Origin of the sequence: Pseudomonas sp. B21-036 (assembly GCF_024748925.1) — a bacterium.
In the GTDB taxonomy this organism is placed as follows: domain Bacteria; phylum Pseudomonadota; class Gammaproteobacteria; order Pseudomonadales; family Pseudomonadaceae; genus Aquipseudomonas; species Aquipseudomonas palmensis.
The window spans coordinates 149,128-175,138 of sequence record NZ_CP087178.1 but is presented as its reverse complement, the minus strand read 5'-3'; the positions used below and the strand labels follow the sequence as shown (position 1 = coordinate 175,138).

Genomic DNA, 26,011 nt, shown 5'->3' with positions numbered 1-26,011 from the left:
TCCTATCTAAAACGCCGACTGGTTTTATTTAGTAGGGTAGGGATAATACTTTGCGCTGTTTCTTTCGCTTTACGAGGGCCCACCCGCCTATGTGGTACAACGGTTTTCTCGACCTGTCAGCCTGGCAACTGCTGGCCGTCACCCTGCTGATGACCCACGTGACGATCGTCGCGGTCACGGTTTATCTGCACCGCTATTCCGCGCACCGCTCCCTGGAGCTCAATGCCGGGCTCAAGCACTTCTTCCGCTTCTGGCTGTGGCTGACCACGGCGCAGAACACCCGCGAATGGACCGCCATCCACCGCAAGCACCACGCCAAGTGCGAAACCGTCGACGACCCGCACAGCCCGGTCATCAAGGGCCTGTCCACGGTGCTGCGCAAAGGTGCCGAGCTGTACCGCGAAGAGGCGCAGAACCCCGAGACCCTGCGCATCTACGGCAAGAACTGCCCCGAGGACTGGATCGAACGCAACCTGTACTCGCGCTACAAGCTGGGCGGCATCGCGCTGATGGCGCTGATCGACGTGCTGCTGTTCGGCACCATCGGCATCACCATCTGGGCAGTGCAGATGATGTGGATTCCGTTCTGGGCCGCCGGCGTGGTCAACGGCCTGGGCCACGCGGTGGGCTACCGCAACTTCGAATGCCGCGATGCCGCCACCAACCTGGTGCCGTGGGGCATCATCATCGGCGGCGAAGAGCTGCACAACAACCACCACACCTACCCCAACTCGGCCAAGCTTTCGGTCAGGCGCTGGGAGTTCGACATGGGCTGGGCATGGATCAAGCTGTTCACCTGGCTGCGCCTGGCCAAGGTGCAGCGCGTGGCGCCCATCGCGCACCGCGTCGAGGGCAAGGGCCAGCTCGACATGGACACCGCCATGGCGATCCTCAACAACCGCTTCCAGATCATGGCGCAGTACCGCAAGCTGGTGATCGCGCCGCTGGTCAAGCAGGAGCTGATGCGCGTGGACGACTCGGTGCGCCACCAGTTCCGCCGCGCCAAGCGCCTGCTTTCGCGCGAGCCGAGCCTGCTCGAAGACCGCCACCACCAGCGCATCGAGTCGATGCTGGCGCACAGCCAGGCACTCAAGACCATCTACGAGAAGCGCCTGGCCCTGCAGCAGATCTGGGCACGCACCAGCGCCAACGGCCACGACATGCTGGCCGCGATGAAGGACTGGGTACACGAGGCCGAGGCCAGCGGTATCCAGTCGCTGCGCGACTTCGCCGCACAGCTCAAGACCTATTCGCTGCGCCCTGCCCTGGCCTGACGCCGTTGATCGGCGCGCCCCGTCCTGGGGCGCGCCTGAGGAACTCTCCCTTCGATTTTCACTCTGACTGGCATATCGCCCGCGTGGCGGGCCGTGTCAGGCCGCACGCCCTTCGCCTTTCGATTCCGCTTTTCGAGACGCTTCGTGCACATGGTCAACAAGAACCCGCCGTCCCCGTCCTTCAGCCCACCGTCGCATCCCGCGCACACCTTGCTGGCCCTGCTGCATGCCCAGGGTGAAGTCGCGCGCCTGAGCGAGCGCGAGCAGCTGTTCAGCTCGCTGCTGGACAGTGTCAACGCGGTGCTCTGGGCCATGGATTGGGAAACCCGGCGCGTGCTGTACGTGAGCCCGGCCTACGAGCGGATTTTCGGGCGCTCGGCCGGTCTGCTGCTGGCCGATCACAACGAGTGGCGCGACAGCATCTACCCCGACGACCTGGAGTACGCCGAACGCAGCCTGGCCGAGGTGCTGGTCAAGGGCGCGGTGGAAGACCGCGAGTACCGCATCATCGCCGCCGACGGGCAGGTGCGCTGGCTCAGCGACAAGTGCTTCATCAACCAGCAGGCCGATAGCGCACAGGGCGTGATCGTGGTCGGCATGGCCGAGGACATCACCGAAAAGAAGCAGCTCGAAGGCGAGTTGCAGCGCCTGGCCACCACCGACGTGCTGACCCAGAGCAGCAACCGCCGGCACTTTTTCGAATGCGCGCACCACACCTTCGAAAAGGCACGCCAGGAGCAGGCGCCGATGGCGTTCCTGCTGCTGGACATCGATGACTTCAAGCAGGTCAACGACACCTACGGGCACCAGACGGGTGATCAGGTGCTGCAACGCATCGCCGACAGCGGCAAGGCGGTGCTGCGCCGTGGCGACCTGTTCGGGCGCATTGGCGGCGAAGAGTTCGCGGCGGTGTTTCCCGGGTGCACGCCGGAGCTGGCGCTGCAGGTGGCGCAGCGTCTGCAGCGCGAGATCCAGCGCCTTAGCTTCAGCCAGGACGAACAAGTGTTCGGGGTGACGGTGAGCCAGGGGCTGACCGGCATCGATGAGGAGGATGAAGTGCTCGACAGCCTGTTCGCACGGGCGGATGCGGCGATGTATCAGGCCAAGCGGCAGGGCAAGAACCAGATTGTCAGGGGCTGAAACGTCCGGCGCCTGAGCCGGCCCCATCGCGGGCCAAGCCCGCTCCCACAGGTTTACCAGGGCCCTGTGGGAGCGGGCTTGACCCGCGATTGCGGTCTCAGGCCTTGCGCAGCAGCTCCAGCTGCGCCAACCCCACCCTCAGCAGGCGCGCCGTCTTGCTCTCGGCCAGTTGCTCCAGGCCCTGCTCGGCCGGCAGCCGCGCCAGCTGCCCGGCCAGGTTCAAGATCAGGTTCTCCCGCGAGTACACCCCGCCCCCCAACTGATACACCGAGGCAATCAGTTCGCGCAGCTCCAGCGGCAAGCGCCAGCGGGTACGCAGCGCCGAGCCGTACGCAGCGCCATACTCGTTCAACGACAACTGCACCGCGTCCTCGTCCAGCTCGCCCCCGGCCAGGCTCCACTCCTGCAGGCAGCGCAGCAACGCCAGGTCGCCCAGGCAATGCAGCAAGCCGGCACAGTAGCAACGCTCCTGGTCCAGCTCCATCGACCGCGCCAGGCTGGCGGCATACTCGGCCGTGTGCAGCGACAGGCCCCAGAAATGCTCGGCATGGCGTGACAGCAACGGGTCGCTGAGCCTGGCGCTGCGCTTGAGTGCCAGGCCCATGATCAGGTTCATGCTCTGGGTGGTGCCCAGCTTGTTCAACGCCTGCAGCAGGGTCTGCACCGCACCGTCACGATGCAGCGCCGCGCTGTTGGCCGCAGCGATCAGCACCGCGGTGATCTGCGGGTCGTTGCGGATCTCTTCTTCCAGTGCCTTGAGGTTGAGCCCCTCGGGGTTGAGTGCGTGCTTGATCGCCTGCTTCACATCAGCCAGCAACGGCCCGCCATCGGCGGTGCTGCGGTGGTCTTCGAGAAACCGCGACAAGGTGATGCCCGGGCGCAATGCCGGCACCGGGCAGGCCACCGCCTCGCCGGCACCAAGCAGTTGCTCCTCCAGGCGCTGGCGCAGCAGCTCGGCATTGAGCGGCTTGCTCAGGTACGCCGTGGGCGCCAGCGGCAGCGCCTCGCGCACGCTGGCCACATCGCTGCGGCTGCTGATCAGGATGAACGGCAAGCTGCGGCGCTTGGCGCGCACGCTGCGCAGCAGGTCCAGGCCGTCGATGCCGGGCAGCTCGCGGGCGGCGATGATCAGATCGGGTTGGCTGGCCAGCGCGGACAGCGCCTCGTGGCCATTGGCACAGACGTGCAGGCGGGCATCGCAGCGCACGCTGAGCAGCATGTCCTTGAGCATGTCACGCACCCACGGGTCGCCTTCGGCAATCAGCACACAGGGTGCGGTGGGTGGGTTTGAAACGGTCATCGGGCTTCTCCTGACATCTCGATGCACGCCATCCAGGGCGTCTTCCAAGGTAGCTCCTGTGCAAACCTTAGCGCCCTTGTCGGGCTTTGGGCGAAAAAAAACCCGCCGAGGCGGGTTTTTTCCTATCGCGTCACACTTACGCCAGTTCGGCGAAGCACTCTTCGATGATGGCCAGACCCTTGTCCAGCTGCTCGTCAGGCGAGGTCAGTGGAACCAGGATACGCAGCACGTTGCCGTAGGTACCGCACGACAGCAGAATCAGGCCCTTGTCACGCGCCTTGGCCACGACGGCTGCAACGGCAGTCGGGTTAGGGGTGTGGGAACCGGCCTTGTCGAACACCTCGACCGCGATCATCGAGCCCAGGGCACGCACGTCACCGATGATCGGGTGCTTGTCCTGGATCTTGCGCAGGCCAGTGACCAGACGCTCGCCGACTGCCTTGCTGCGGTCCAGCAGTTTTTCTTCTTCGAACACTTCCATCACGGCCAGGGCCGCGGCGCAGGCGATCGGGCTACCGGCGTAGGTGCCGCCCAGGCCGCCTGGAGCGATGGCGTCCATGTACTCGGCCTTGCCGCACACACCGGCCAGCGGGAAGCCGCCAGCGATGGATTTGGCGAAGGTGGTCAGGTCAGGCGCGACGCCCATCTGTTCCATGGCGAAGAAGGTACCGGTACGGCCAGCGCCGGTCTGTACTTCGTCGGCGATCAGCAGGATGCCGTGCTGGTCGCACAGGGCGCGCAGACGCTTCATGAACTCTTTAGGCGCGACGTAGAAACCGCCTTCGCCCTGGACCGGCTCCAGGATGATCGCAGCGATATCCTTGGCTTCGGCGTCGTTCTTGAAGATGCGTTCGATCGAAGCGATCGAGTCGTCGATGCTCACACCGTGCAGTTCGTTCGGGTAGATGGCGCGGAAGATGCCGCCTGGCATCAGGCCCATGCCGGCCGAGTACGGTACGACCTTGCCGGTCAGGCCCAGGGTCATCATGGTGCGACCGTGGTAGGCGCCGGTGAAGGCGATCACGCCGGCACGGCCGGTGGCGGCACGGGCGATCTTGATGGCGTTTTCAACGGCTTCGGAACCGGTGGTGACCAGCAGGGTTTTCTTGGCGAAATCACCCGGGATCAGCGCGTTGATCTTTTCGCACACTTCGACATACGGCTCGTAGGCCAGTACCTGGAAGCAGGTGTGGGTCAGCTTGTGCAGTTGAGCTTCAACGGCAGCGATGATTTTCGGATGCACGTGACCGGTGTTGAGTACCGCGATACCGCCGGCGAAGTCGATGAACTCGCGGCCTTCGACGTCAGTCACGGTGGCGTTCTTGGCCGACTCGGCGAAGATCGGGTGGATCTGGCCGACGCCACGTGGGACGGCGGCTACACGGCGTTGCATCAGGGATTCGTTGGTCTTGCTCATAATGTCCTCATTTCGCCACACGCAGGTGGCGCGATTCGATCGGGGCGGCCGGTATTCGACTGCAGCAGCATGCGTTGATCGACTGCTGCAGGGGCCCAGGCGGCCGGATGTCACGGTGTAAAAAAGGCCAGCGGGACGGCGCTCTCGCGCCCCGCTGGCAGAGGTAAAGCCTTACGCTGCGATCAGACGCTGATGCACAGGTATTTGATTTCGAGGTAGTCCTCGATGCCGTACTTGGAGCCTTCGCGGCCCAGGCCCGAGGCCTTGATACCACCGAACGGCGCGACCTCGTTGGAGATCAGGCCGGTGTTGATGCCGACCATGCCGTATTCCAGGGCTTCGGCGACACGGAACACACGGCTCATGTCGCGGGCATAGAAGTACGAGGCCAGGCCGAATTCGGTGTCGTTGGACATGGCGATGACTTCGGCCTCGTCCTTGAAGCGGAACAGCGGAGCCAGTGGGCCGAAGGTTTCTTCCTTGGCCACGGCAGCGCTTTTCGGCACGTCGACGAGGATGGTCGGCTCGAAGAAGTTGCCTTCGATCAGCTTGCCGCCGCTCAGTACCTTGGCGCCCTTGCTCACCGCGTCAGCGATGTGCTCCTGCACCTTGGCCACGGCCTTGCCGTCGATCAGCGGGCCGGTGGTGGTGCCGTCTTCCAGGCCGTTGCCGATCTTGAGCTTGGCGACTGCCGCCTTGAGCTTCTCGGCGAACACGTCGTAGACGCCGTCCTGCACGTAGATACGGTTGGCGCAGACGCAGGTCTGGCCGTTGTTGCGGTACTTGGAGATGATCGCGCCCTCGACGGCCTTGTCCAGGTCGGCGTCGTCGAACACGATGAACGGAGCGTTGCCGCCCAGCTCCAGGGAAACCTTCTTGATGTCCTTGGCGCATTCGGCCATCAGCTGGCGACCGATTTCGGTCGAGCCGGTGAAGGACAGCTTGCGCACGATCGGGTTGCCGGTCAGTTCGCTGCCGATGTCGCCGGCGCTGCCGGTGACCACGCTCAGCACGCCAGCCGGGATGCCGGCACGGGTGGCCAGCTCGACCAGGGCCAGGGCCGAGTACGGGGTCTGCGAAGCGGGCTTGAGCACCATGGTGCAGCCAGCGGCCAGGGCCGGGCCGGCCTTGCGGGTGATCATCGCAGCCGGGAAGTTCCACGGGGTGATTGCCGCGGTAACGCCGATCGGCTGCTTGATCACGATCAGGCGCTTGTCGGGCTGGTGGCCCGGGATGGTGTCGCCATAGACACGCTTGGCTTCTTCGGCGAACCACTCGATGAACGAGGCGGCATAGGCGATTTCGCCCTTGGCTTCGGCCAGTGGCTTGCCCTGCTCGGAGGTCATCAGGCGGGCCAGGTCGTCCTGGTGCTCGATCATCAGTTCGAACCAGCGGCGCAGCTTGCCAGCACGCTCCTTGGCGGTCAGTGCGCGCCAGGCCGGCAGGGCCTTGTCGGCGGCCTCGATGGCGCGACGGGTTTCGGCGGCGCCCATTTTAGGCACGGTGCCGAGCACTTCACCGGTGGCCGGGTTGGTCACCTGGATCGTCTGACCGTTGTCCGCGTCCAGCCACTCTCCGTTGACGAAGGCTTGCTGGCGGAACAACTGGGCGTCTTTGAGCTGCATGTCGGGCTTCCTTAACTGCACCGTGCGAACACAGGGCGAATTATTGATTTGTAGAAAAAGGAGAGCGTTTGAAATCTCAAACGAATCCTAGGATCAACGGGAACAAAGGACAATAGGGTGTTCGAAAAAAAGAACAAAAAGCCTAGCAGACCCTGAAATTTCAGATCAACGTCACTTTTGCGCCAGCGAGTGTTCGGAATCGAACACAACATTACTGGCGATGGACGGCAAGGGTGCAGATGGGTATCATGGCGCCCGCGTTGCACTCGTAGCTCAGCTGGATAGAGTACTGCCCTCCGAAGGCAGGGGTCGTGGGTTCGAATCCCGCCGAGTGCGCCATCTACGACAAAAGGCCCAGGTGAAAACCCGGGCCTTTTTTCATGGGCGCGAAAAAGGGGCAGGCCGGGCTCAGACCGTGCGCTCGCCCTCTATCAGCTGCCCCTGGCTGTTGCCATGCAATGCCGAATACCTGGCCAACTGCCCCAGCCGCCGATCCAGCTCCTGCAGCAGGCGGTTGCGCCGGGTGGTCACCTCATTGCCGTTGAACAGCCCGGGCTCGACGGTATACAGGTTGAATATCTGGTTGATCGCGGCCGGCCCGGCGATCACATGGTTTTCCTGCGAGCTGTGGTTGTACAGCGCCACCATCTGCCCGGTCTGGGTGTCGGCAGGGCGCGCAAACAGCATGCTCACTGTCTGCCCGGTGCGGATGCGCACGGCGCTGTCGGCGAACTGGAAACATGCTTCCCTGCCATCGCGCAGCTTCACCCAGAACTCATGCTCCTGGATGTTGTGGCTGCTCACGTGCATCGACGACGAACTGCCGCCGATGGAGCCGTAGCCGTCGATCATGTAGCCGCCGCCGGAATGGTGCGAGTGGCTGGCGCTGAGGTGGGTCTGGTTGCGCTTCTGGGTGTCGAGAATCTCGCCGGTGACCACGAAGAAATGCAACTGGCGATCGTAGTGGTTGAACGGCTCGTCGATGAAGTTGGGGTCGTCGGGCGACAGGCTGATGTCATACATGGTGCGCACCATTTCCTCGCGCGCGGCCTTGTCGTGCCTGGCGCGCTCCTTGAGCTCGGCGCGGCGCACCTTGGCGTCGTCGATGGCCTTGAGCGCCTGGGCCTTGAGGATCGGGGTTTTCTCCTGGGCGTAGGCAGCGGCCTTTTCGCTGGCCTCCTTGAGCACCGGCGCGGCCTTCTGGCCGGCCTCCACGGCCAGTTCCCTGGCTTTGGTCAGCGCCTGGGCCGCCTTGGCGGCAAGCTCGGGGTTGGCGTCGACGGCTTTCTTTTTCAGGTCATCCCAGAGACTCATTCTCTATCCTCTCAACGCTTGATCGATCAACCGCACAGGTGCGGGGCGCTGGAGAGTCTACAGGCAGTGCCGGAGGTTTTGGCAGGCGGTGCGGGCCTGTTCGCCGTCGATGCCGGCTCTGCTGATACCTGTCAACCGGCCACCAGCAGCCGGTCCTGCAGCACCACGCTCATGCCCCCCAGCCGCCACAGCTCGAAGTAACGCGCAAAATCCACCTCCAGCGCCAGCAGCGGCGCCGCGATGTACCACGCCAGGTAATAGTCAGCGGCAATCCCGTACAACGCTTCGAGCAGCGCGTACATCGGCAGTTGGCTGTCACGCACGTCCTCGATGACCGTGTCGGCGAAATGCTCGAACACCCAGGCATTCGGCGCATCGCTCTGCAACGCCTTCAACGCCACCTCGCGGCTTACCACCTCGACCACAGGCTGCCAGTGGGCCTGCTCCGGCCACGGCCCCTGGGTGGACAGGCAGTACCGTGCCTGTTCGTTCCACCAGGCCAGCGCCGCGGCCTTGAGCCGGCCTTCATCGCAGCCGCGCTGCGGCAACAGGTACAGGCTGCTGTCCAGCGAACCTGCCGCCAGCACCTGCTGCGCCCGCGCCTGCAAGGCATCGGCCTGGGCAAAGCCGGCAAAGATCTGCGCCAGCTCCGCGTCGCTGCCATGCTCCTTGAACAAGCCGAGAAAATGCGAGCTGTCGAGCACGACGCGACCTTCGCGGCACGCTATCCAGTCATCGAGCAGGGTCATGCGCTCAGCGACCGAACTGGCGAAGAATCGTCAGGTGCACATCCAGCTGCAGCTTGCGCAGGTTGCCCAGCACCGCCTTGCCGCCCATCACCAGCGCGGGCTCGAAGCCGTACAGCTCCTGCTCGCCCAGCGGGCCCAGGGCCTGCAGCGCACGCTCGAACAGGAACTCGCCATCGGCGTCCTCCATGTCGAAGTCCTCGCGCTCGACCATCGACAGGAACGACTGCAGCTCCAGGTCCGGGTTGCTGCAGGGCACGTTCTTTTCGCTGCTCATGGCGTACACGCGGTTGTACGCACACAGCACGATCAGCTTGCGGCCATAGGTTTCGCCCCATGCATAGAGGTCGCCAAAGGCCGTGCGGCCGATCACATGGTAGGTGTCCAGCTTCTCGAACTCGGTGCCTTGCAGCCACATGTCCAGCAGGTGCTGGTAGTCGTGCGGGTTGACCAGCCAGAACAGGCCGTCGGCATAGCTGCCCCACCCCTGCTCCTGCCAGTACTCCAGCAGTTTGTCCGGCAGGCGGCCACGGTACTGCGCGATGCTTTCGGCCGGCACGGGCCGCTGATGGGCAGGTTCGCCCATGGCCTCGATAAACATCTCGAGAAATGCGTCCTTCATCACTGACTGGCTCCCCTGGCTAGCTCTAACCTGATGTTCAATTTGGCACTGCCGTTGCCCGCCTCCACCGCCTTGCGCACGGTCTCGTCCAGCAGCGGCAGCCGGCTCGACCAGCTGGCGCCGATCGACGAGTTGACGTTCGAATTGCCCATTCTAACAGGGTCGGGTTTTACCCACCCGCCAGCCACCATGTCGGGCTCGTGCAGTGCGGCCAGGTTCGACTTGATTTCCTTGGCCCGTGCCTTGGCCATCTGCGCCGCGACCTTGGGGTCGACACCGTTGTTGACCAGGCCCTTCTGGATGTTCTCGGCCACGCTGCGCTCGAATTCGCGGCCGAACTTGCGCTGCAGCGCCACCGCGTCGGGGTTGCGCCCGGTGCTGTCGAACGCCTCGCGGGCGAACTTGAACTCGTCGGCCGTCATGTTGTTGATGGCGTCCTGCTGGGCCTGCAACTGCTTGTTGTATTCCTTGAGGTACGCCTGCTGCTCGGTGGGCGTCATCTCCTTGTAGCGCGGGTTGTCATAGGGGTTGAACTGCTTCACGGGCAGTTCGTCCAGGCGCTCGACGGTGGCCACGGTGCCCGCACCCGCCGCCGGCTTGCCGGCAGGGGGCAGCTCGACCTTGGCCACCGGCGCTTCCTTGACCAGCACTTCGGCCTTGGCGGCCATTTTTTCCAGACCCGCCCGGCCCATCTTGATGCCGGTCTTGGCCAGCGTCACGCCGGCCTTGGCCGCGCCGCCCACGCCGGTGGCAATGCTGCCGGCCTGCCACACGATCTCGCCCAGGTCACGCCCCAGTTGCATGGCGTGCTCGTCACCGCCCACCTCCAGCGCCAGGGTCACGCGGTCGATCTTGGCGTTGAGTTCATCCACCACATCGGCGCCCAGCTTGTCGCGCGCCTCCTGGTTGGAAATCAGTTCCTTGATGCCCTTGAGGCCATCGATAGGGTGCGCGATGAACTGCGCCAGCCCCTCGATATCGTTGATGCCGGCCTCGACCAGGCCACGCCCCACGCCAACCTGGGTCAGCAGGTCCTGCTTCTTGCTGATGAAGCCCCACTTGGCAATGACCTTGAGCTCGTCCGCCAGGCCCTCGGCTTCCTTGAGCTCCTTCTTGGCCTGCACCAGTTGCTGGGTGGCCAGCCAATTGTTGTCGGTGGCGGCGCCAGCGGCGGTGTTGGCGGTGGCGGCATCCAGGCCGGTGCTGGCGGCCAGCCCGGTGACCAGGCTGGTGATCAGGTTGCGCTTGGCTTCACGCTGCGCCTCGGACTCGTTGGGGCTGGCTTCGGAGAACAACCCGGTGAGCACGCTCGATGCCGCCGCCCCGGCCGCACCGCTGCCACAACTCTGGCTGCTGGCCGCCGCGCCCGCGCAGGCGAGGATGCCGTGCAGCGCCGCGTGTACCGGCGAGCCTTCGATAAGGCTGCCGTTGGCCACCAGCTCGCCGATATAGCCCGCGCCCTGCTGCTGCACGTAGTTGACCACCAGGCCCTGCATGAACGCCGTGTTGCCGGCGCTGATGTTGCCGCTGGCCGCACCCACCAGCGCGGTGGTGATCTGCCGGTAGGTGCCGCCGGCGCCCCAGTTTTCGGCAATGCCGTCGGCCTGATGGCGCAGGTCGCTGGCCGCCAGCAGCAAGGCAGTACGCTCGCCGTCGCCCAGTTCCGGGTTGGCGGCCTTGGCTTCGGCCTCCTTGGCCTGGTTACGCTTGGCGTCGACTTCCTTGGCCTTGTTGTTGAGCAGGGTGCCCGCCTCGTTGGCGAACGCGCCGACGATCTCGAACCCGGCGCGAATCTGCTCCTCGTTGAAAATCGGCTTCAGCGCATTGCTGCCATCGCGGTCGCTGGACACGTCGCGGTTGAGGCTGGCTATGGCCTCGTCCACGCTCTTGCCGGTGCGTTTGTGCTGCTCGGCCGCATCGGTGATGACGATACTGCCACCACTGATACCGCTGCGGGTCACGCTGCTGGCGCTATCGCTGGCACTGATGGCGATCGGCATGCTCACACCGATGTCGTTCTCGTTTTTCGCAAGGTCGGTGCCAGGGGTTTGCGTGGCGCCGCTGGTGGCATTGCCCTGCTGGTCCTTGCCGACCTCGCGGTAACCGCCGCCTAGGCTCAGGCTGCTGCCCTTGTACTCGGCCTCGTTCCTGATGTCGCGGCTGGTCAGGCTGGCGGTGACCAGGCGGTTGCTGCCGTCCTGCACGGCCTTGTCGCTGCTGGCGATCACTGCGCCCACCAGGTCGGTGTTGCCGGCCACGTAGATATCGAAGCCGCCGTCGCCGGCCTTGATCCCCGACTGCTCGGTGACGCTGGCGTACCTGGAGTCGATGTCGGTGGCGCCGAAGCTGCCGCTGGCACCACTGACCGAGCTCATGCCATAGCAGAACGGCGGAATGCACAGGCTGATACCCACGCCCAGGCTCTTCTCGTCCACGGTGTAGGTGCTGGTGTCCTGCAGGCTCTCGATGTTGAGGTTGCCGCCCACGTCCATCACCACCTGCTTGCCGCTGACCACCGCGCCCTTGAGGTTGGTGTCGCCGCCCGAAACCATGACCAGCTGGTTGCCGGCATCGATATGGGTGTTGGTGTGGGTGAGGTCCTCGCCATCGGCTTCGCCGCGATTGCCCGACACCCCGAGGTCGAGGGTGAAGCCGTTGCGCGTGCCGCCCAGCGACAGGCCGATACCGACACTGGCACTGCTGCCGGTGCTGTCGGTCTGCTGGGTGCTGGTGTTGGTGGCGGCCAGCAGGTTGATGTCGCCGTCGGCCAGCAGGCTGGCATTGTTGCCGGCCTTGATCTGGCTGCCGCGTACGGTGAGGGTGCTGTCCTCGTCGGCGCCGGTGGCGATCAGGCGCACGTCGTTGCCAGCGACGATGGTCGAGCCGGCAGCGGTATCGCTGTGCTGCTCGGTGGTGCTCTGGTTCTTCTTGGTGCCCAGCGACAGGCTCAGGTTGATCCCGCCCGCCGAACCCGGATCGGTGGCCACCGCGGTGGCCGCGTTGTTGGCCGCCAGCGCCGCGGTGGCCGCGGCCAGCGCCTTCATGCGCCCGTCTTCGGTCTTGTCCGAGGCCTGCTTCATCTGCTGGGTGGTCTGGATGGCGCTGATCACCGGGTTGGTCAGGGTCAGCGACACGCCAGTCTGCTTGAACAGGGTCTGACGCTCACGCTCGCTGGTGTTGCGCGCCTCGACGATGGCGATCTTCTCGGCACGGATATCCACGTCGCCCTTGGGCGCCATGACCTGGCTGCCGACCTGGCGATAGCTTTTGCCGGCCTCGATCAGCACGTCGCCTTCGGTGGAGCCTACGGTGCTGGCCACCGCGGTGGTGCTGGTGGTCATGTCCTTGACCCGCTGCTCCTGGGTGCCGACGGTCACGGCGATGCCACCACCGCTGAACAGGCCGCTGGTCTTCTCGGTCTTGTCGTGGCGCTCGCTGCGGCTATCGCTGGCCGCCGCGATGTTGACGTCGTTGCCCGCCACCAGGATGGTCTGCTGGCTGGACACCACGTTGGCGCCCTGCAGGTTGATGTCGCGCCCGCCCTGCACGTAGGTGTGCTCGCCGCTTAGGGTCGAGCCCTGGGCGGTGGTTTCGCTGAGCGTGTCACGGGTGGTTCTGGTGGTCTTGGAGAACATGCCGTTGCCACCGGTGACCTTGTGCGCCTCGTCGGCGAACTGGTAGTTCTGCCCGGCCATCAGGTTCACGTCGCGGCCGGCGTCGGCCATCACCATGCCCTGCTCGCTGCTGGCCTGGCTGGCGCGCAGGTTGATGTCCTGACCGGCCTTGAGGCTGACGTCGCCGGTGCCCTGCACATTGCTGCCCACCTCGGTGCGGCTGGCGTCCTTGCGCCAGTTGCTGCTGTTCCAGGTGATCGACTGCTGGTGCGACTCGGTGACGGTGGTCAGGTTCAGGTTGTTGCCGGCCACCAGTTGCGTGCTGCCGTTGGCACCGGCGTTGACCACCTGGGCGCCGGCCAGGTTGATGTCGTTGCCGGCCGAGGCCGTGAGCGTGCCGCCGGCGCCGCTGACGAACAGCCCGGCCACCCGCGACAGGTTGCTGCGCGTGCCCTGCTCGCTGCTGCTGTCATGGGTGCTGGAGATGACGTTGAGGTCGTTGCCGGCGCTGATCGCCAGGCTGTCCACGGCGCCGATCAGGCCACCGAGGTTGTCGAGGTTCTCGCGTGCCTGCACCGACACCTTGTCGGCCTGGATGCGCCCGCCGAGGTTCTCCACGTTCTGCGCGGTGAGCGCCAGGATGCTGCGCCCGCCGAGGCTGCCGCTGTTGCTCAGGGTGTCGTTCACGTCGAGCTTGAGCTGCTGGCCGGCCATCAACGCACCCGCGCCGTTGAGGTCGCCCTGCTGCACCCGCACGTACACCTGCGGCACCAGCACCCTGCGGGTTTCGCCGCCGGCCACGGTCACCTGTTTTTCCACCAGCCACACGATGTCGCTGGTCAGCTGGGCCATCTGCTCGGCGCTCAGCGCCACACCCGGCACCAGTTGCCAGGTGTTGGCCACGGTAACCGCGTTGTCGAGCAGCGCGCGGTACTGTTCCTCGTCGTTGGCATAGCCGTCGATGAAGCGCCGGCCAGTGAGCTGGGCGACCTGTTCGCGAATCAGCTTCTGTTCGTAGAAGCCGTCGCCCAGGCGTTGCAGGGTCTGCCCCGGGTCCAGGTGCAGCTGTTGCAGCATGTAGTCGGACGACAGCCAGTTGCGGTAGCCGGCAAAGCGCGGGTCGGTCTCCACCAGATAATTGCGCACCGCCTGCGGGTTGCTGTCGAACAGGCTGTTGCTCGGCAGGGTCAGCACTGGGCCGCCGGTGCGGATCTGCTCGCCGACGCCTTCGGCATAGAGCCCGGCCTGCGCCGCCACCTCGATGATCGGCGCCACCTGGTAGGCATTGGCGGCGGCGCTGTCCACCGCGCCTGCGCCGGCGGCCTGCTGGTCGCTCAGCTGGCTGGCATGGCCGCCGAGCTGGGTGCCGCTGCCGGTGATGGCGGCCAGCTCCTGCCATACGGTGGGCTGCAGCGAGATTTCCTGGATCAGCGGCGCGGGCACATAACCGGCCACGCGGGCGCCCTGGCGGTCGCGGCCCTTGCGCTGGATACGGTAGAAGTTGGTCACCGTGCCGCTGTCGGTGGTGACCTGCTGGCCCTTGAACTCGGTGTTCACCAGGCTGCCGATGGCGCCCTGCAGCAGGCCGCCGGCGATGATCCGGCTCTTGTCGTTGAGCACTTCGCCGGCGTTGATGACCAGGTTGCCACCGGCCAGGATCTGCCCCGGCGCCGAGGTGGCGATCTGGGTTTCGCGCACCACGCGGGTCACGTCGTAGCGGTTCCAGTTGTCCTTCTGGCCCTCGGGGGTGATCAGGTACTGCACTTCGTTGTGGCGGAACGTGACCTGGTCGGCCTGGTAGCGGTTGGGCGAGCCGGCCAGCTGGAATTCCTGGAAGCTCTGGCGGCTGATTTCCACGTCGCGGGTGCTGAAGTGGTTGTTGAGGTTGCGCAGGGTCTGCACGTCCAGCGCCATGTGCCCCAGCGACTCGATGGTGGCACTGGCGTTGGTCAGCAGCGCGGCGCGGCCGCTGGCGTGGTCGGCGTCATCCAGCGTGGCGCCGATGGCCATGTCGCCGGCACTGAAGATCAGCGCCGCTTCGCTGTTGTCGATCTGCGTGGCGCCGATGTCCAGGCGCGCACGGGCGGCGATGGCACCGGAGCGGTCGCCCTCGTTGGCGTTGACCAGGGTGCCGGCAGCGATGCCCAGATGGTCACCGTAGATGCGACCGGTGCCCAGGTTGTACAGCACGCCGGTTTGCAGGCGCACCTTCTGGCCGTCGATCAGGCCACGGTTGGTCAGGCTCTGGTGGGCAGTGATGCGCACCTGGTCGGCACTGATTTCACCCTCGGCGCGGTTGTCCAGGGTACTGGCGTCGAGCAGCATGGAGCGGCCGGCCAGCAGCTTGCCGCTGTTGTTCAGCGCACCGCCGGTCTGCACGTCGAGGGTGCCGTTGGCCTGCAGCAGGCCACTGAGTTCAAGGCCTGCGAGCAGGCGCAGGGTCAGGTCGCCCAGGCTCACGGCCTGACCGTTGCCACTGTAGTAGGCGGCGTTCAGGCTCAGCGACTGGCCGGCCAGCAGGCGCCCGTCGAGGTTGCTGATGCTCTGGCGGCGCGCAGCGGGGTCACGGTCGGTAATGTTCAGGTGCTGGCTGGAGCTGATCAGCCCGCCCGCGTTGTCCAGCAGTTGGCTGACGCCGATGTCCAGCGTGGTGTCGGCGCGAATCACACCGGCCTGGTTGCCCAGCACGTCGGACTCAAGGCGCAGGGCGTGCCCTTGCAGGCCCTGGTTGTCGGCCTGGGTGGCGTTGTTGGCGAGGGTGCCGGTCGACACATGCAGCAAACCGGCGGAGCGGATCAGGCCGCCCTGGTTGTCCACACGTTCGGCCGAGGCCACGTCGATGGCGCCCAGCGCCTGGATCTGCCCGGCCTGGTTGTTCAGCCGCAGGCCCTGCACCTGCACACTGTCGGCGCCGACGATGCGCCCGCCGGCGTTGGTCACGTCGGCGGCCAGCAGTTGCATCGCGCCCTTGGCCGAGACGTAACCGCCGGCGTTGCTCAGGTGCGCGCTGTGAATCTCCAGCGCACCCTGGCTGATGATGCCCTTGCCGCTGCCATCGTCGAGGTTGACCAGTGCCTGTTCGCCGGTATCGATGTACAGCCTGCCCTGGGACTGGATCAGCCCGCCGGCGTTTTCCAGGCGCCCGCTGCGCAAGTCCAGGGTGCTGCGCGCATCCAGGGTGCCCTGGGCGTTCTGCAGCAGTTGGCCATTGCTGTTCAGGTTGAGTGCCAGGCCGCTGATCACGCCGCCACTGTTGTCGATACCCTGAGCGTTCACCACGATGTCGCCCGCCGCTTCCAGGCGCCCGCCCACGTTGCCCAGCTGGCTGTCGCGGGCAGTCAGCAGCAGGGCGCCCTGTACCGAGCCGACCGTACCGCCGCTGTTGTTCAGGTGCGCCGCAGTCAGCGTCATTTGGCGGATCGCGGCGAAGGTGCCGGCGGTGTTGAACAGCTCGCCAGCGCCCGCAAACAGTGTGCCGCCGGCGCTCACGGTGCCGCTGCGGTTGTCCAGCGTGCCGGCGTTGAACACGCCGTTGCCGCTGGCCGCAAGGGTGCCGCCGGTGTTGTCGAGCAGGCCCTGGGTGGTGACCGCAAGGCTGCCGCCCTGGGTGGCCAGGACCTTGCCGCCGCGGTTGGACAGGGTGTCGGCCTCGATCGATACGTCCTTGCCCTGAGCCACGCCGGCGTCGAGCTGAACCTGGCCGGCGTTGACCTGCAGGGTGCCGGTGCTGACCAGCGTGCCCTGCGCACTGTCGAGCGTCGTGGCAGTCAACTGCAGGGTGCCGGCGCCGGCATGCTCGACGCGGCCCTGGGTGTTGACCACGGTGGCGGCGCTGAGCGTGGCATGGGTCGCGTTGCTGGCGATGCGGCCACTGCGGTTGTCGAGGGCGCCGTCGACCTTGATCGAGGTGCTGCCCTTGCCGCTCTGGGTCAGCTCGCCGCCCACGTTCGACAGCTCGCCGGCGCGTACTTGCAGGTTGCCCGCCACCACCTTGGCGGCGTCGCTGCGCAGGGTCTGGCGGGCGGTGGCACTGAGGGTCTTGCTGGCATCGACGCTGGCGTTGGCGAGGTTGATGTCGCCGCCGGTGAGGGTGATGTTGCCGGCCACGTTACGGCTGGCGCTCAGGTCGACGTCGCCTGCACTGACCTGCAGGTCGCCGCCGGCCAGGTGTTCGCCGTGGGCCTGCACGCGCTGCGCGGTGAGGGTCAGGTCGCCGGCCTTGCCCAGCTTGCCGCTCTCGTCCAGCCCGGCAGCCAGTGCCGAGCCCTTGCTGCTGGTGATGGTCGACTGCGCGCCGGTCGCCTTGAGTTCGACATTGGCCTGGCTGGCCAGGGTGCCGCTGTTGTTCAGGTCGCCGGCGCTGCTCAGCTGCAGGTCGCCCTTGGCATAGACCGTGCCGCTGTTGTCGACCCCGCCCTTGGCGGCGACGCGGGTGGCGCCGGCACTGCTGAGGGTACCGCTGTTGAGCAGCTTGCCGTCGGCGCTGATCACCACCTCGCCGGCGCCGGCACCGATCGTGCCGGCGTTGCGCACGCCCACACCGCCCTCGGTGCCCACCAGCATGATCTTGCCGGCGTACATGCCGCCGAGCTTGGCCACGTCGATGGCGACTGCGGGGGCCTCCTCGTCGCTGCCTGCCAGCCGGGTTGCGCGGGTGTTGTCGGCGTTGACCTGGTTGCGCCCGGCGGTGACTTTCAGGTCCTTGGCCCAGATGCCGGCGTTGACCTGCACGCTCTGCGCGATCAGGTCGGTGTAGTCGGCGTCGGCGCTGTCCAGGCCCTTGCCCTGGATGCTGAGGGTACCGCCCTTGACCTGGTAGCCGGTGATGCGGCCGTTCTCAAGCTGCGCCTGGCCGGTGGTCAGGGTGGCGCGGTTGGCGTTGATGAACCCGCAGCCGTCGCAGGTGACGCCGGCCGGGTTGGCGATCACCACCTGGGCGCGTTGCCCGGCCACTTCCACATAGCCGCGCAACTGGCTGGGGTTGCTGGCGTTGACCTCGTTGAGGATCACCCGCGCACTGCCCTTGCTCAGGTTGCCGTTGCCCTGGATCCAGCCACCCAGCTGGGTCTGGCTGGCCTTGACGCCGTTGTTGAGGATGACCCCGCGCTTGTCCACGTCGAACTGGCTGTAGGTATTGCGCGACACGCCGGCGGCGCTGGGGGCGGTGATGTTCACCTGCGGCGTGCCGTTGGCACTCTGGCCCACGTTCGGGCGCTGGGCTGCTGGCGCACGCCCATCGGCGACCACCCCGGCAGCCCAGGAAGGTGCAGCGTCCAGCGCCACCAGGCCGAGGGCGAGCATCATTGCGAAACGCAGGCGGCCCAGTTCGGCCAGTGTGCCGGCCGAGCCGGCCACGGGCCCGGTGGTGGTGCCCGGCGCCTTGCCCTGGCTGGCGACGTTCTCGGCAACCACCATCAGCAGCCCGCGAGCCTTGTTGAAAACGATACGGTAGAGATGCTTGTTCATTGCAATTCCATTTGCGGTGCCAGACCGCCAGAAGTCAGGGTTACGCTGTGAGTTCCAGCGGGTGAGCGGCAAACCAGGCCTTGGCCTGTTCGGGAATCACGCCGATCCCCAGGTGCGTCTTGACCCGCAGGCCGCGCACTTCGCCCTGGTGGTCGAGGGCGCGCATGCAGCGGTTGGGGAACAGCTGGCGCTGCACCAGGCGCGCCAGCGTTGCCGCATGCCCGAACGGGGCGACGAAGTCGTTTATCCACAGGCGTTCGCCGCTGTTCCAGTCGGCATTGGCCATCTCGACAGGCGAGCGCTCGATGTAGCGCTGCTCGGCGGCGCCGTCGAGGTTGAGCCAGGACAGGTAGAACACCGGCTTGCCGGCCTCGCTGCCGAGCACGAACTGGCGGTGCTTGAGCGCCGGCAGCAACAGGGTGGCCAGGCTGTGCAGCGGTGCGTCGCGGTGAGCTGTGGAGTGCATCCACAGCCAGGTGGCCGAGCCCAGCACGGTGGCCTCGTTCCAGGGCTCGTCGAAGAGCCCGGGGGCGATGATGTCGAAGCGATCGATACGCATGGCGGGCCTCAGAACGACAAAGAGACAGTGAAGGCACTGGTGATGTTGGCCGTTTCGAAACCGTCGGGCTTCTTCAGCGGCGTACCCCAGGACCAGTCATACGACAGCGCCTTGTAGCCGCCGCGCACCCCTACCACGGCACCGGCCAGGCGCTTGCCCACCAGGTACTCGCTGGAGTGGCCGCTGACTTCGCCGTAGTCGACGCCGGTGTACAGCTCCTGGCCGGTATCGCCCAGGGCCAGGCCGATCTCGTTGCGCAGGGTCCAGCCGCGTTCGGCCGAGAGGATGTTCTCGCCGTCAAAGCCGCGCACGGTGTAGCGCCCGCCGATGGAGAAGCGGTCCTGCGGCACCAGCGCCGAGCGGTTCCACTGCGCGCGCCAGCCACCGATGTAGCGCATACGCTGGTTGTAGGCGATGAAGGGCACCTGCAGCTGGGCATCGGCACTGATGATCTTGGAGCGCGAGGTGCCTTCGCCGGTGAGTTCTTCTGGCGCCTGCAGTGCGCCGTGGGCACCGGTGCCGCGGCGGTAGCCCGCGCTCAGGTCGAGGGTGGAGGCGCCGATGAATTCGCGGTGGCTCAGGCCGGCTTCCCAGCCGGCCATGCGCCGGCGCTGCAGCTGGATTTCAGTGTCGTCGATGAAGTTTTCCGAGGTACGCGTCCACAGGCTGCCCCAGGCCGTGGTCTTGCGCACCGCATCGCGGTACAGCAGGCGCGACAGGCGCAGCTCGTTGTTGCGGGTTTCGCCGCGGTACTGGTAGGTCTCGTTCTCGCCGGCCACCTGCTGGTGGTAGTCGTACTCGCTGGTGGTGAAGCCCAGCAGCCAGTAGCCGAACGGCAGCGAGTAGTGCAGCGTGTTGCCCTTGGAGCCGCGATTGCCCGACTCGCCGCCGCCCAGGTCGTGGGTGGCGCTGGCGTAGAACAGGTCGTTGAGCGAGAGGATGTTGTCCAGCGACAACGCCAGGTTGCCCTGGTACTTGCCGGTGGTCTTGCTACCGGAGTTATCCACAGACAGGCTGAGCCGCGCCGGGAAGGCCTGGCGCCAGGCGATCACGATGTCGCTCTCGCCGGGGCCGGCGTCGCGGGCCTGGGCCGGGGCGATCTGGATGTCGGCTTCGGCGGTGGGTACGCGCTTGAAGTTCTCCAGGGCCTGTTCGATGTCGCGCAGGTTGAGCAGGTCGCCCGAGTGCGCCGGCAGCGCGTTCCAGGCATTGGCGCGCGAGCTGGTGCCTTCGGCGAAGCGGATGTCGCGGATACGCCCGGGAATCAGGGTCAGGGTCAGTTCGCCGCTGTTGAGGTCCTGGGCCTGGGCCAGCACGCGGGTGGTGACGTAGCCTTTTTCGATGATCGCGTTCTGGATGCGCTTCATGGTCAGGTTGATGCCGGCGCTGCCCAGGCAGCGCCCGGTGGCCGGGTCATCCTTGGGGTTGGCGGCGCGCAGCGCCCACTGGAAGCGCTCGGCCGCATCGCCCACCAGGCGCAGTTGGCGGATGGGGAAGCACGGGGTTTCGTTGGCGGGCAGGCGGCCGTCGCCTTCATCGGCCAGCGGTGCTTCGAGGCGCACGTCGGGGCGTGCTTCGAGCTGCTCGCGCTGCACCCGCTCGCGGTCGCGCTGGCGCAGCAGCTCGGCATTCGGGTCGGCGGCGTGTGCGGCGGTGCCGGCACCGGCGGCCCAGGCAGCGAGGGCCAGCAGCAGTGCGGCAGCGGGAGTGGGGCGCGAGGTGCTGACGAAGCAGTGGGCAACACGTGTCGTCAACGCCCGGCAATGGGCGATCGGCAGCATGGCACATCCTTGTGGGCCGGAATTCTAGGGGGAGTGTTATCGGGGGGCGGAGCGTTGTGCGCGGCTGAATGTTCAAGCCTGCTGTGAGGGACGGTGATTTGTCCTACAACCTCTTCCGCACCGCTCTGACGGGGATATCGCGAGAAAGTTGCAACGGGGTGCGGGAAACGTGATGGGGTTCAAGGTTTTGCAGGGGATGGCAACAGATGCGACCTCACAAGGTGCCAGCCGCTGCTTCTGCGGCGATCACCAGATCGAGCGCCGCCCGCGCGGCGCTTCGCCGGCAAGGCCGGCTCCTGTATCGATTGCAACGCGCCATGGCCTGCAGGATCGGCGGTGCCAGCCTTGTTCGCTCGGCGTCAGGTCTTCAGAAGCTCGCGCGGATGCCCGCGTACAAGGTCCGACCTGGGCCCGGCTCGTAGTAACGGGCGCCTGTGTCGTTGATGCGCAGGTTGTCGTAGTAACGCCGGTCAGTCAGGTTATCCACACCCACGTACGGTTCCAGCTCCTGGCCCTGAAGCTTGAGTACCGTGCCCACGCGCAGGTTGAACAAGGCATTGCCCGCCACCCGCGCCTCATTGGCGTTGTCCGCATACTGCGGGCCATAGGCGTTCATGTTGACCCGTGCATAGAACGCATCCGACTCGTAGCCCACCTCGGTGAACAAGGTCTGCCGGGGAATGCCCGGCAGACGGTTGTCGTCATAGCCCTCGAAACGGGTGTAGTGGTAATCGTTGTAGCTGTAGGCCATCGACAGGCGCCAGTTATCCACAGGGCGGTATTCGCCACTCAACTCGAAGCCGTCACGCCGCGATTTGCCGGCGTTGCTGTAGGTGTTGCCGCGGTCGGTGCTCTGCGCCACCAGTTCGTCCTTGAGCAGGATGCTGTACACCACCGCCTCCAGGCGCAGGTCGTCCCACTCGCCCTTCACACCCAGCTCGCGGGTCAGCGCCCGCGCCGGTTGCAGCCCGGTGTTGAAGCCGCCTGCGGTCGGGTTGCTCAGTTCGTTGAGGGTGGGGGTCTCGAACGAGGTGGCCACCCGTGCATACGCCATGGTGTGCTCGGTAAGGCGGTAGCTCAGGCCGGCACTGTAGTTGAAGTCTTCGAAACGCTGCGCATCGGAGGCGTCGCCGTCGCTCGGGAAGCGGTCGTCGACCGACTGGCGCGTGGCGTCATAGCGTCCGCCCAGGGTCAGTTGCAGACGCTCGGTGAGGTCGACGCTGTCCTGCACGTACAGCCCATAGCCACCGGCCTTTTCGCGTTGGCGCAGGGTGAGGTTGCCGGTGTGACCACCGACTTCGTTGTTGTGCCGCTCGCGGTCGTCGCGCTGCTGCTCGATGTCGATGCCGGTGGTGAGCTGATGACCCAGGCCGAACCAGTTGGCCAGGTGCGTGTACTGCCCGCCGACACCGGCAAACAGGCGTTCGTAGGTGGTCTGCCCGCCCGCGCGCAGCGGCAGGCGGTTGCCGAAGTCACGCCGGCCCAGCCAGGTACGCAGCTGGTAGCTGTCGGTGTCGCTCAGCTGGCTGGTCCAGTTGACCGCCAGGCGTTGCTGGTTCATCTGTTCGTCGGAGTCGAACAGCAGGCTCTGCGGGCGCGCCTGGCTGCGCTTGTCGCGCACCTGCGCGAGGGTCAGGGCGCCAGGGTCTTCGGAGCGGTTGTCGAGGGCCTGGAAGGTTACCCCCAGCACGCCGGCATCGGCCTGCCAGCGCAGCTTGCCGGTGAGGTTGCGCGCTTCGGAGGCGGCGTGATCGCGGTAGCCGTCCATGTTGGTGACGTTGAGCGCCAGCAACCCGCCAAGGTTGCCGGAGGTGCCACTGGTTTCGGCACGCACGCGGCGATAGCCGTCGGCACCACCACCCACGTCCACGAGGGTGCGCGGCTCCAGCGAGGGCTCGCGGGTGGTGATCGCCAGTACGCCGCCGGCACCGTTGCCGTACAGGGTGGAAGCCGAGCCGCGGATCACTTCGATGTTTTCCACCAGGCTCAAGTCGACACCGTCCATCTCGGTCTGGCCATCGGGCATGGTCAACGGCACGCCGTCGACCAGTACGCGGATGCCGCGCATGCCGAAGCTGGAGCGGGCACCAAAGCCGCGAATCGACAGGCGCATGCCCTGGGCCATGTTGTAGCGGCTTTGCGGCACCGCACCGGGCACCGCCATCAGCAGGCTGTCGAGGGTCAGCATCTGTTCGCCGGGCTTGTCGGCGACGCTCACCGAGCTGACGGCGGCCGGGGTCTGCAACCATTCGGAGGTCACGCGGGTGGAGGTGACTTCCAGCGGCGCCAGGTCGACACTGTCGGCGCTCGCGGAGCCCGCGCCAAGCAACAGGAAGGTGAGGACGGTGGGCCGCCTTGGCAACATGGTGACTCCTTGAAGGTGGCCGCCGGCTACACACTGTGCCGACGTTTTTGGGGGTTCGTTATAACGCAGATGCCGGGTCGGCAAAACTGTCCAATAGTACCGCCAGCTCCGACCATAGCTGCGGGTCGTCGCTGCAGGCGACGTTGAAGCGCATGCACTGCAACAGACCGGGCTCGGGGCCGAACAGGCTGCCCGGCCCCAGCAGCACATCCCGCGCCAGGCCTGCACGGGCCAGGGCCTGGGCGTCGCAACCGGGGGGCAGCCGCACCCAGATGAACAGGCCGCCGGCATACCCCTGCAGCGGCTCGCAGCCCAGCGCCCGCAGGCGCTGCTCGACGCGCCCGGCTGCCTCCTGCAGGCGCAGCTGCAGGCGCTTGCGGTGCTTGTCGTAACTGCCATCGGTGAGCAGCTGGTCGACCACCTGCTCCAGCAGTTCGGAGGTGATGCCGCCGCTCATCAGCTTCATGTGGGTGAGGCTGGCGGCCAGTTGCGGCGCGGCCACCACATAGCTGACCCGGGCGTTGGCGCTGAGGGTCTTGGAGAACCCGGACAGGTATGTCACCTGCTCCAGGCCCGCCAGCGCCGCCAGGCGGGCCGGCGCCAGGCGGGCCGGCGCATGCGGGTGCAGGTCGGCGTAGAGGTCATCCTCGATGACATGGCAGTCGTACTGGCGCGCCAGCTGCAACAGCGCGAACGCCTGGCCCGCAGTGAACGAGTGCCCGGTGGGGTTGTGCAGCACGCTGGTGGTCAGGTACAGCCTGGGCCGGTGCTGCGCCAGCAGCTGTTCGAAACGCGCCAGGTCGAGGCCCTCGGCGGTGCGCTGCACGGTGACGATGCGCGCGCCGTGCAGGGCCAGGTTGGCGTGGAAGTTGAAATAGCACGGGCTGTCGAGCACCACGCAATCGCCCGGGCGCAGCATCACCCGCAGCAGCATGTCCAGCGCCTGCACGGTGTTGCTGGTGGTGACGATCTGCTCCAGCGGCGCGGCGATGCCCTGGCCGAGCAAGCGCGTCTGCAGGGTCTGGCGCAGCGCCAGGTAACCGGCCGGCGTACCGTAGCCGCCAATGCGCAGGCGCGTGGAGCGGGCCACGGTGCGCAATGCCTGGCGCAGGTTGCCGGGCTCCAGCCAGTCGGGCGGCAGGTGCCCGCTGCCGGGGCGCAGGCTGTTGTCATCGGCCAGCAGCGAGCGGCGCAGCACGCTGGCCAGGTCCTGCGGCAGCCAGTCGGTGTCGCCCCCCGGCACCCTCGGCGCGTGACGGCTGGCGACAAAGTGCCCGCGGCCCTGGCTGGAGGTGATCAGGTTGCGGGCACGCAGGCGGTCCAGCGCTTCGATCACGGTGAACTTGCTCACGCCCAGTTGCGCGGTCAGTTCGCGCACCGGCGGCAGGCGACTGCCCGCCGGCAGCTCGCCGGCCTCGATGGCACGCGCCCAGGCTTCGGCGATCTGCTGGACCTTGGGTGTTCCAGGGCAGAATTCGATGACGGGCAGCATGCAGGTCTCCACAGGTTTACCGGTAATCCTACCAGTAAAGTAGGGCGCGATTGCCCGCTGCTTGGCCTGCCCGCAGCGTGGCCTGCACTCTAGACTGCGGCCTTTGCACTGTGAGCACTGCCCCATGAACCTCGGCCTGACGCCCTCCTCTTTCGGTTACTTCGTGGTGTTCTGCGCCAGCATGACCTTCAGCCCAGGGCCGATGACCCTGCTGTTGCTGAGCCTGGGCCTCAAGGCCGGCCTGCGCCAGTCGCTGCCGGCGCAACTGGGCGCCAGCGTGGCCTACCTGCTGTCGATTCTGGTGTTTGCACTGGGCTTTTCGGCGCTGATCCAGGGCTACCCGCTGGTGCGCCAGCTGATCCAGGCCCTGGGGGTCGCGTATGTGCTGTACCTGGCCTGGCGGCAGTGGACCAGTACCGGGCTGGCGCTGGGCGATAGCGGCGGGCCGGCGCTGGAGGGTTTCCGGGCGCTGTTCGCCAGGGGCCTGCTGACCGGGCTGTCCAACCCCAAGAGCATCCTGATGTTCAGCGCGGTGTTCCCGCAGTTTGCCAGCCACACCCGCGACATCGCCGTGCTCGGCCTGACCTTCCTGCTGCTGCAGTTTGCCAGCGGCTGCCTGTACTGCTACTTCGGCCAGCGCATCCGTCATGTGCTGCAGCAACCGGCGCGTCGGCGCCTGCTGCAACGGGCCACGGCGGTGCTGCTGACAGGCGTGGCGTTGATGCTGATGCGCGGTTTCGACGGAGCATGACGTTTTTCAATCGGCCCCATGGCGTTTTCAACCTTGCCGAGTGGGCATCCGTGCACGATTCTTAGGGGATAGGCATCGCCGCTTATCCACCGCCGAGGCTGCACATGAAAACCGTGAAAGAGCTGCTCAATACCAAAGAAGAAAAACACCATGCGGTACACACCATCAGGTCGCACCAGACGGTGCTCGAGGCGCTGATGGTGATGGGCGAGAAGAACGTCGGCGCCTTGCCGGTGGTCGATGACGGCCAGGTGGTCGGGATCATCAGCGAGCGTGACTACGCCCGCAAGATGGTGCTCAAGGGACGTTCGTCGGTGGGCACGCCGGTACGCGACATCATGAGCGCACCGGTGGTCACGGTAGACCCGCACCAGAGCGTGGAGGTGTGCATGAACCTGATGACCAACAGCCATCTGCGCCATCTGCCGGTGGTGGAGAACGGCCAACTGATCGGTCTGCTGTCGATTGGCGACCTGGTCAAGGCGGCGATTGCCGAACAGGCCAACCTGATCCTGCAACTGGAGCAGTACATCCGCGGCGAATGA

General features: G+C 66.3%; 15 protein-coding genes and 1 tRNA gene. 5 read left to right on the top strand and 11 right to left on the bottom strand.

The genetic code is table 11. The annotated features are described in order from the left end of the window. The first annotated feature begins 89 nt into the window (after positions 1 to 89). Positions 90 to 1,274, top strand: coding sequence for a delta-9 fatty acid desaturase DesA (gene desA / locus LOY33_RS00785; RefSeq protein WP_043861303.1), 1,185 nt, complete (start codon positions 90 to 92; stop codon positions 1,272 to 1,274). A gap of 150 nt (positions 1,275 to 1,424) precedes the next feature. Further along, complete coding sequence (locus tag LOY33_RS00780) at positions 1,425 to 2,414, top strand: sensor domain-containing diguanylate cyclase (RefSeq protein WP_058541701.1); 990 nt, start codon at positions 1,425 to 1,427, stop codon at positions 2,412 to 2,414. A gap of 97 nt (positions 2,415 to 2,511) precedes the next feature. On the opposite strand, the gene LOY33_RS00775 is transcribed toward LOY33_RS00780, so the two are convergent. The 3 genes from LOY33_RS00775 to gabD all read right to left on the bottom strand — a co-directional run bounded on the left by LOY33_RS00775 (position 2,512) and on the right by gabD (position 6,756). Next, positions 2,512 to 3,714: a response regulator gene (locus LOY33_RS00775; RefSeq protein ID WP_043861305.1), complete on the bottom strand. Its 1,203-nt coding sequence runs from the start codon at positions 3,712 to 3,714 to the stop codon at positions 2,512 to 2,514. A gap of 136 nt (positions 3,715 to 3,850) precedes the next feature. Beyond that, positions 3,851 to 5,131 (bottom strand): 4-aminobutyrate--2-oxoglutarate transaminase, encoded by a 1,281-nt coding sequence (gabT, locus tag LOY33_RS00770; protein WP_054915891.1) that lies wholly within the window; start codon positions 5,129 to 5,131, stop codon positions 3,851 to 3,853. A 182-nt stretch (positions 5,132 to 5,313) separates the two neighbouring features. Beyond that, the gene (gene gabD / locus LOY33_RS00765) at positions 5,314 to 6,756 is read right to left on the bottom strand and encodes an NADP-dependent succinate-semialdehyde dehydrogenase (protein ID WP_043861307.1); all 1,443 of its coding nucleotides are present in this window, start codon (positions 6,754 to 6,756) and stop codon (positions 5,314 to 5,316) included. 262 nt (positions 6,757 to 7,018) lie between these two features. Here gabD and LOY33_RS00760 point away from each other — a divergent pair. After that, positions 7,019 to 7,095, top strand: a tRNA-Arg gene (locus LOY33_RS00760). A 69-nt stretch (positions 7,096 to 7,164) separates the two neighbouring features. On the opposite strand, the gene LOY33_RS00755 is transcribed toward LOY33_RS00760, so the two are convergent. The 8 genes from LOY33_RS00755 to LOY33_RS00720 form a co-directional block, all read right to left on the bottom strand. Next, positions 7,165 to 8,070, bottom strand: a complete 906-nt coding sequence (locus LOY33_RS00755; protein WP_043861308.1) for a hypothetical protein — start codon at positions 8,068 to 8,070, stop codon at positions 7,165 to 7,167. A gap of 131 nt (positions 8,071 to 8,201) precedes the next feature. Next, complete coding sequence (locus LOY33_RS00750; RefSeq protein ID WP_043861309.1) at positions 8,202 to 8,819, bottom strand: hypothetical protein; 618 nt, start codon at positions 8,817 to 8,819, stop codon at positions 8,202 to 8,204. A 4-nt stretch (positions 8,820 to 8,823) separates the two neighbouring features. Continuing rightward, on the bottom strand, positions 8,824 to 9,438 hold the full coding sequence (locus LOY33_RS00745; RefSeq protein ID WP_043861310.1) for a GAD-like domain-containing protein: 615 nt from the start codon (positions 9,436 to 9,438) through the stop codon (positions 8,824 to 8,826). Next, positions 9,438 to 18,518: a hemagglutinin repeat-containing protein gene (locus tag LOY33_RS00740; protein WP_258660689.1), complete on the bottom strand. Its 9,081-nt coding sequence runs from the start codon at positions 18,516 to 18,518 to the stop codon at positions 9,438 to 9,440. Before LOY33_RS00740 ends, LOY33_RS00745 begins: the two co-directional genes overlap by 1 nt. Before the next feature lie 40 nt (positions 18,519 to 18,558). Further along, positions 18,559 to 19,077, bottom strand: coding sequence for a toxin-activating lysine-acyltransferase (locus LOY33_RS00735; RefSeq protein WP_213606682.1), 519 nt, complete (start codon positions 19,075 to 19,077; stop codon positions 18,559 to 18,561). An 8-nt stretch (positions 19,078 to 19,085) separates the two neighbouring features. Beyond that, complete coding sequence (locus LOY33_RS00730; protein ID WP_054915887.1) at positions 19,086 to 20,858, bottom strand: ShlB/FhaC/HecB family hemolysin secretion/activation protein; 1,773 nt, start codon at positions 20,856 to 20,858, stop codon at positions 19,086 to 19,088. Positions 20,859 to 21,225: 367 nt separating this feature from the next. Then, positions 21,226 to 23,223, bottom strand: coding sequence for a TonB-dependent receptor (locus LOY33_RS00725; RefSeq protein ID WP_258660686.1), 1,998 nt, complete (start codon positions 23,221 to 23,223; stop codon positions 21,226 to 21,228). A 58-nt stretch (positions 23,224 to 23,281) separates the two neighbouring features. Further along, complete coding sequence (locus LOY33_RS00720; RefSeq protein ID WP_258660682.1) at positions 23,282 to 24,715, bottom strand: PLP-dependent aminotransferase family protein; 1,434 nt, start codon at positions 24,713 to 24,715, stop codon at positions 23,282 to 23,284. Between the two features lie 124 nt (positions 24,716 to 24,839). Here LOY33_RS00720 and LOY33_RS00715 point away from each other — a divergent pair, with 124 nt between their 5' ends. Both LOY33_RS00715 and LOY33_RS00710 read left to right on the top strand, forming a co-directional pair. Next, a complete protein-coding gene (locus LOY33_RS00715) occupies positions 24,840 to 25,466 on the top strand; it encodes a LysE family translocator (RefSeq protein WP_213606680.1) in 627 nt (208 codons plus the stop codon). 104 nt (positions 25,467 to 25,570) lie between these two features. Beyond that, the gene (locus LOY33_RS00710; RefSeq protein WP_043861317.1) at positions 25,571 to 26,011 is read left to right on the top strand and encodes a CBS domain-containing protein; all 441 of its coding nucleotides are present in this window, start codon (positions 25,571 to 25,573) and stop codon (positions 26,009 to 26,011) included.

Bases quoted from the DNA above. Each gene is read 5' to 3' on its own strand.
- desA (WP_043861303.1), top strand. From the start codon at position 90: ATGTGGTACAACGGTTTTCTCGACCTGTCAGCCTGGCAACTGCTGGCC.
- LOY33_RS00780 (WP_058541701.1), top strand. From the start codon at position 1,425: ATGGTCAACAAGAACCCGCCGTCCCCGTCCTTCAGCCCACCGTCGCAT.
- LOY33_RS00775 (WP_043861305.1), bottom strand. From the start codon at position 3,714: ATGACCGTTTCAAACCCACCCACCGCACCCTGTGTGCTGATTGCCGAA.
- gabT (WP_054915891.1), bottom strand. From the start codon at position 5,131: ATGAGCAAGACCAACGAATCCCTGATGCAACGCCGTGTAGCCGCCGTC.
- gabD (WP_043861307.1), bottom strand. From the start codon at position 6,756: ATGCAGCTCAAAGACGCCCAGTTGTTCCGCCAGCAAGCCTTCGTCAAC.
- LOY33_RS00755 (WP_043861308.1), bottom strand. From the start codon at position 8,070: ATGAGTCTCTGGGATGACCTGAAAAAGAAAGCCGTCGACGCCAACCCC.
- LOY33_RS00750 (WP_043861309.1), bottom strand. From the start codon at position 8,819: ATGACCCTGCTCGATGACTGGATAGCGTGCCGCGAAGGTCGCGTCGTG.
- LOY33_RS00745 (WP_043861310.1), bottom strand. From the start codon at position 9,438: ATGAAGGACGCATTTCTCGAGATGTTTATCGAGGCCATGGGCGAACCT.
- LOY33_RS00740 (WP_258660689.1), bottom strand. From the start codon at position 18,518: ATGAACAAGCATCTCTACCGTATCGTTTTCAACAAGGCTCGCGGGCTG.
- LOY33_RS00735 (WP_213606682.1), bottom strand. From the start codon at position 19,077: ATGCGTATCGATCGCTTCGACATCATCGCCCCCGGGCTCTTCGACGAG.
- LOY33_RS00730 (WP_054915887.1), bottom strand. From the start codon at position 20,858: ATGCTGCCGATCGCCCATTGCCGGGCGTTGACGACACGTGTTGCCCAC.
- LOY33_RS00725 (WP_258660686.1), bottom strand. From the start codon at position 23,223: ATGTTGCCAAGGCGGCCCACCGTCCTCACCTTCCTGTTGCTTGGCGCG.
- LOY33_RS00720 (WP_258660682.1), bottom strand. From the start codon at position 24,715: ATGCTGCCCGTCATCGAATTCTGCCCTGGAACACCCAAGGTCCAGCAG.
- LOY33_RS00715 (WP_213606680.1), top strand. From the start codon at position 24,840: ATGAACCTCGGCCTGACGCCCTCCTCTTTCGGTTACTTCGTGGTGTTC.
- LOY33_RS00710 (WP_043861317.1), top strand. From the start codon at position 25,571: ATGAAAACCGTGAAAGAGCTGCTCAATACCAAAGAAGAAAAACACCAT.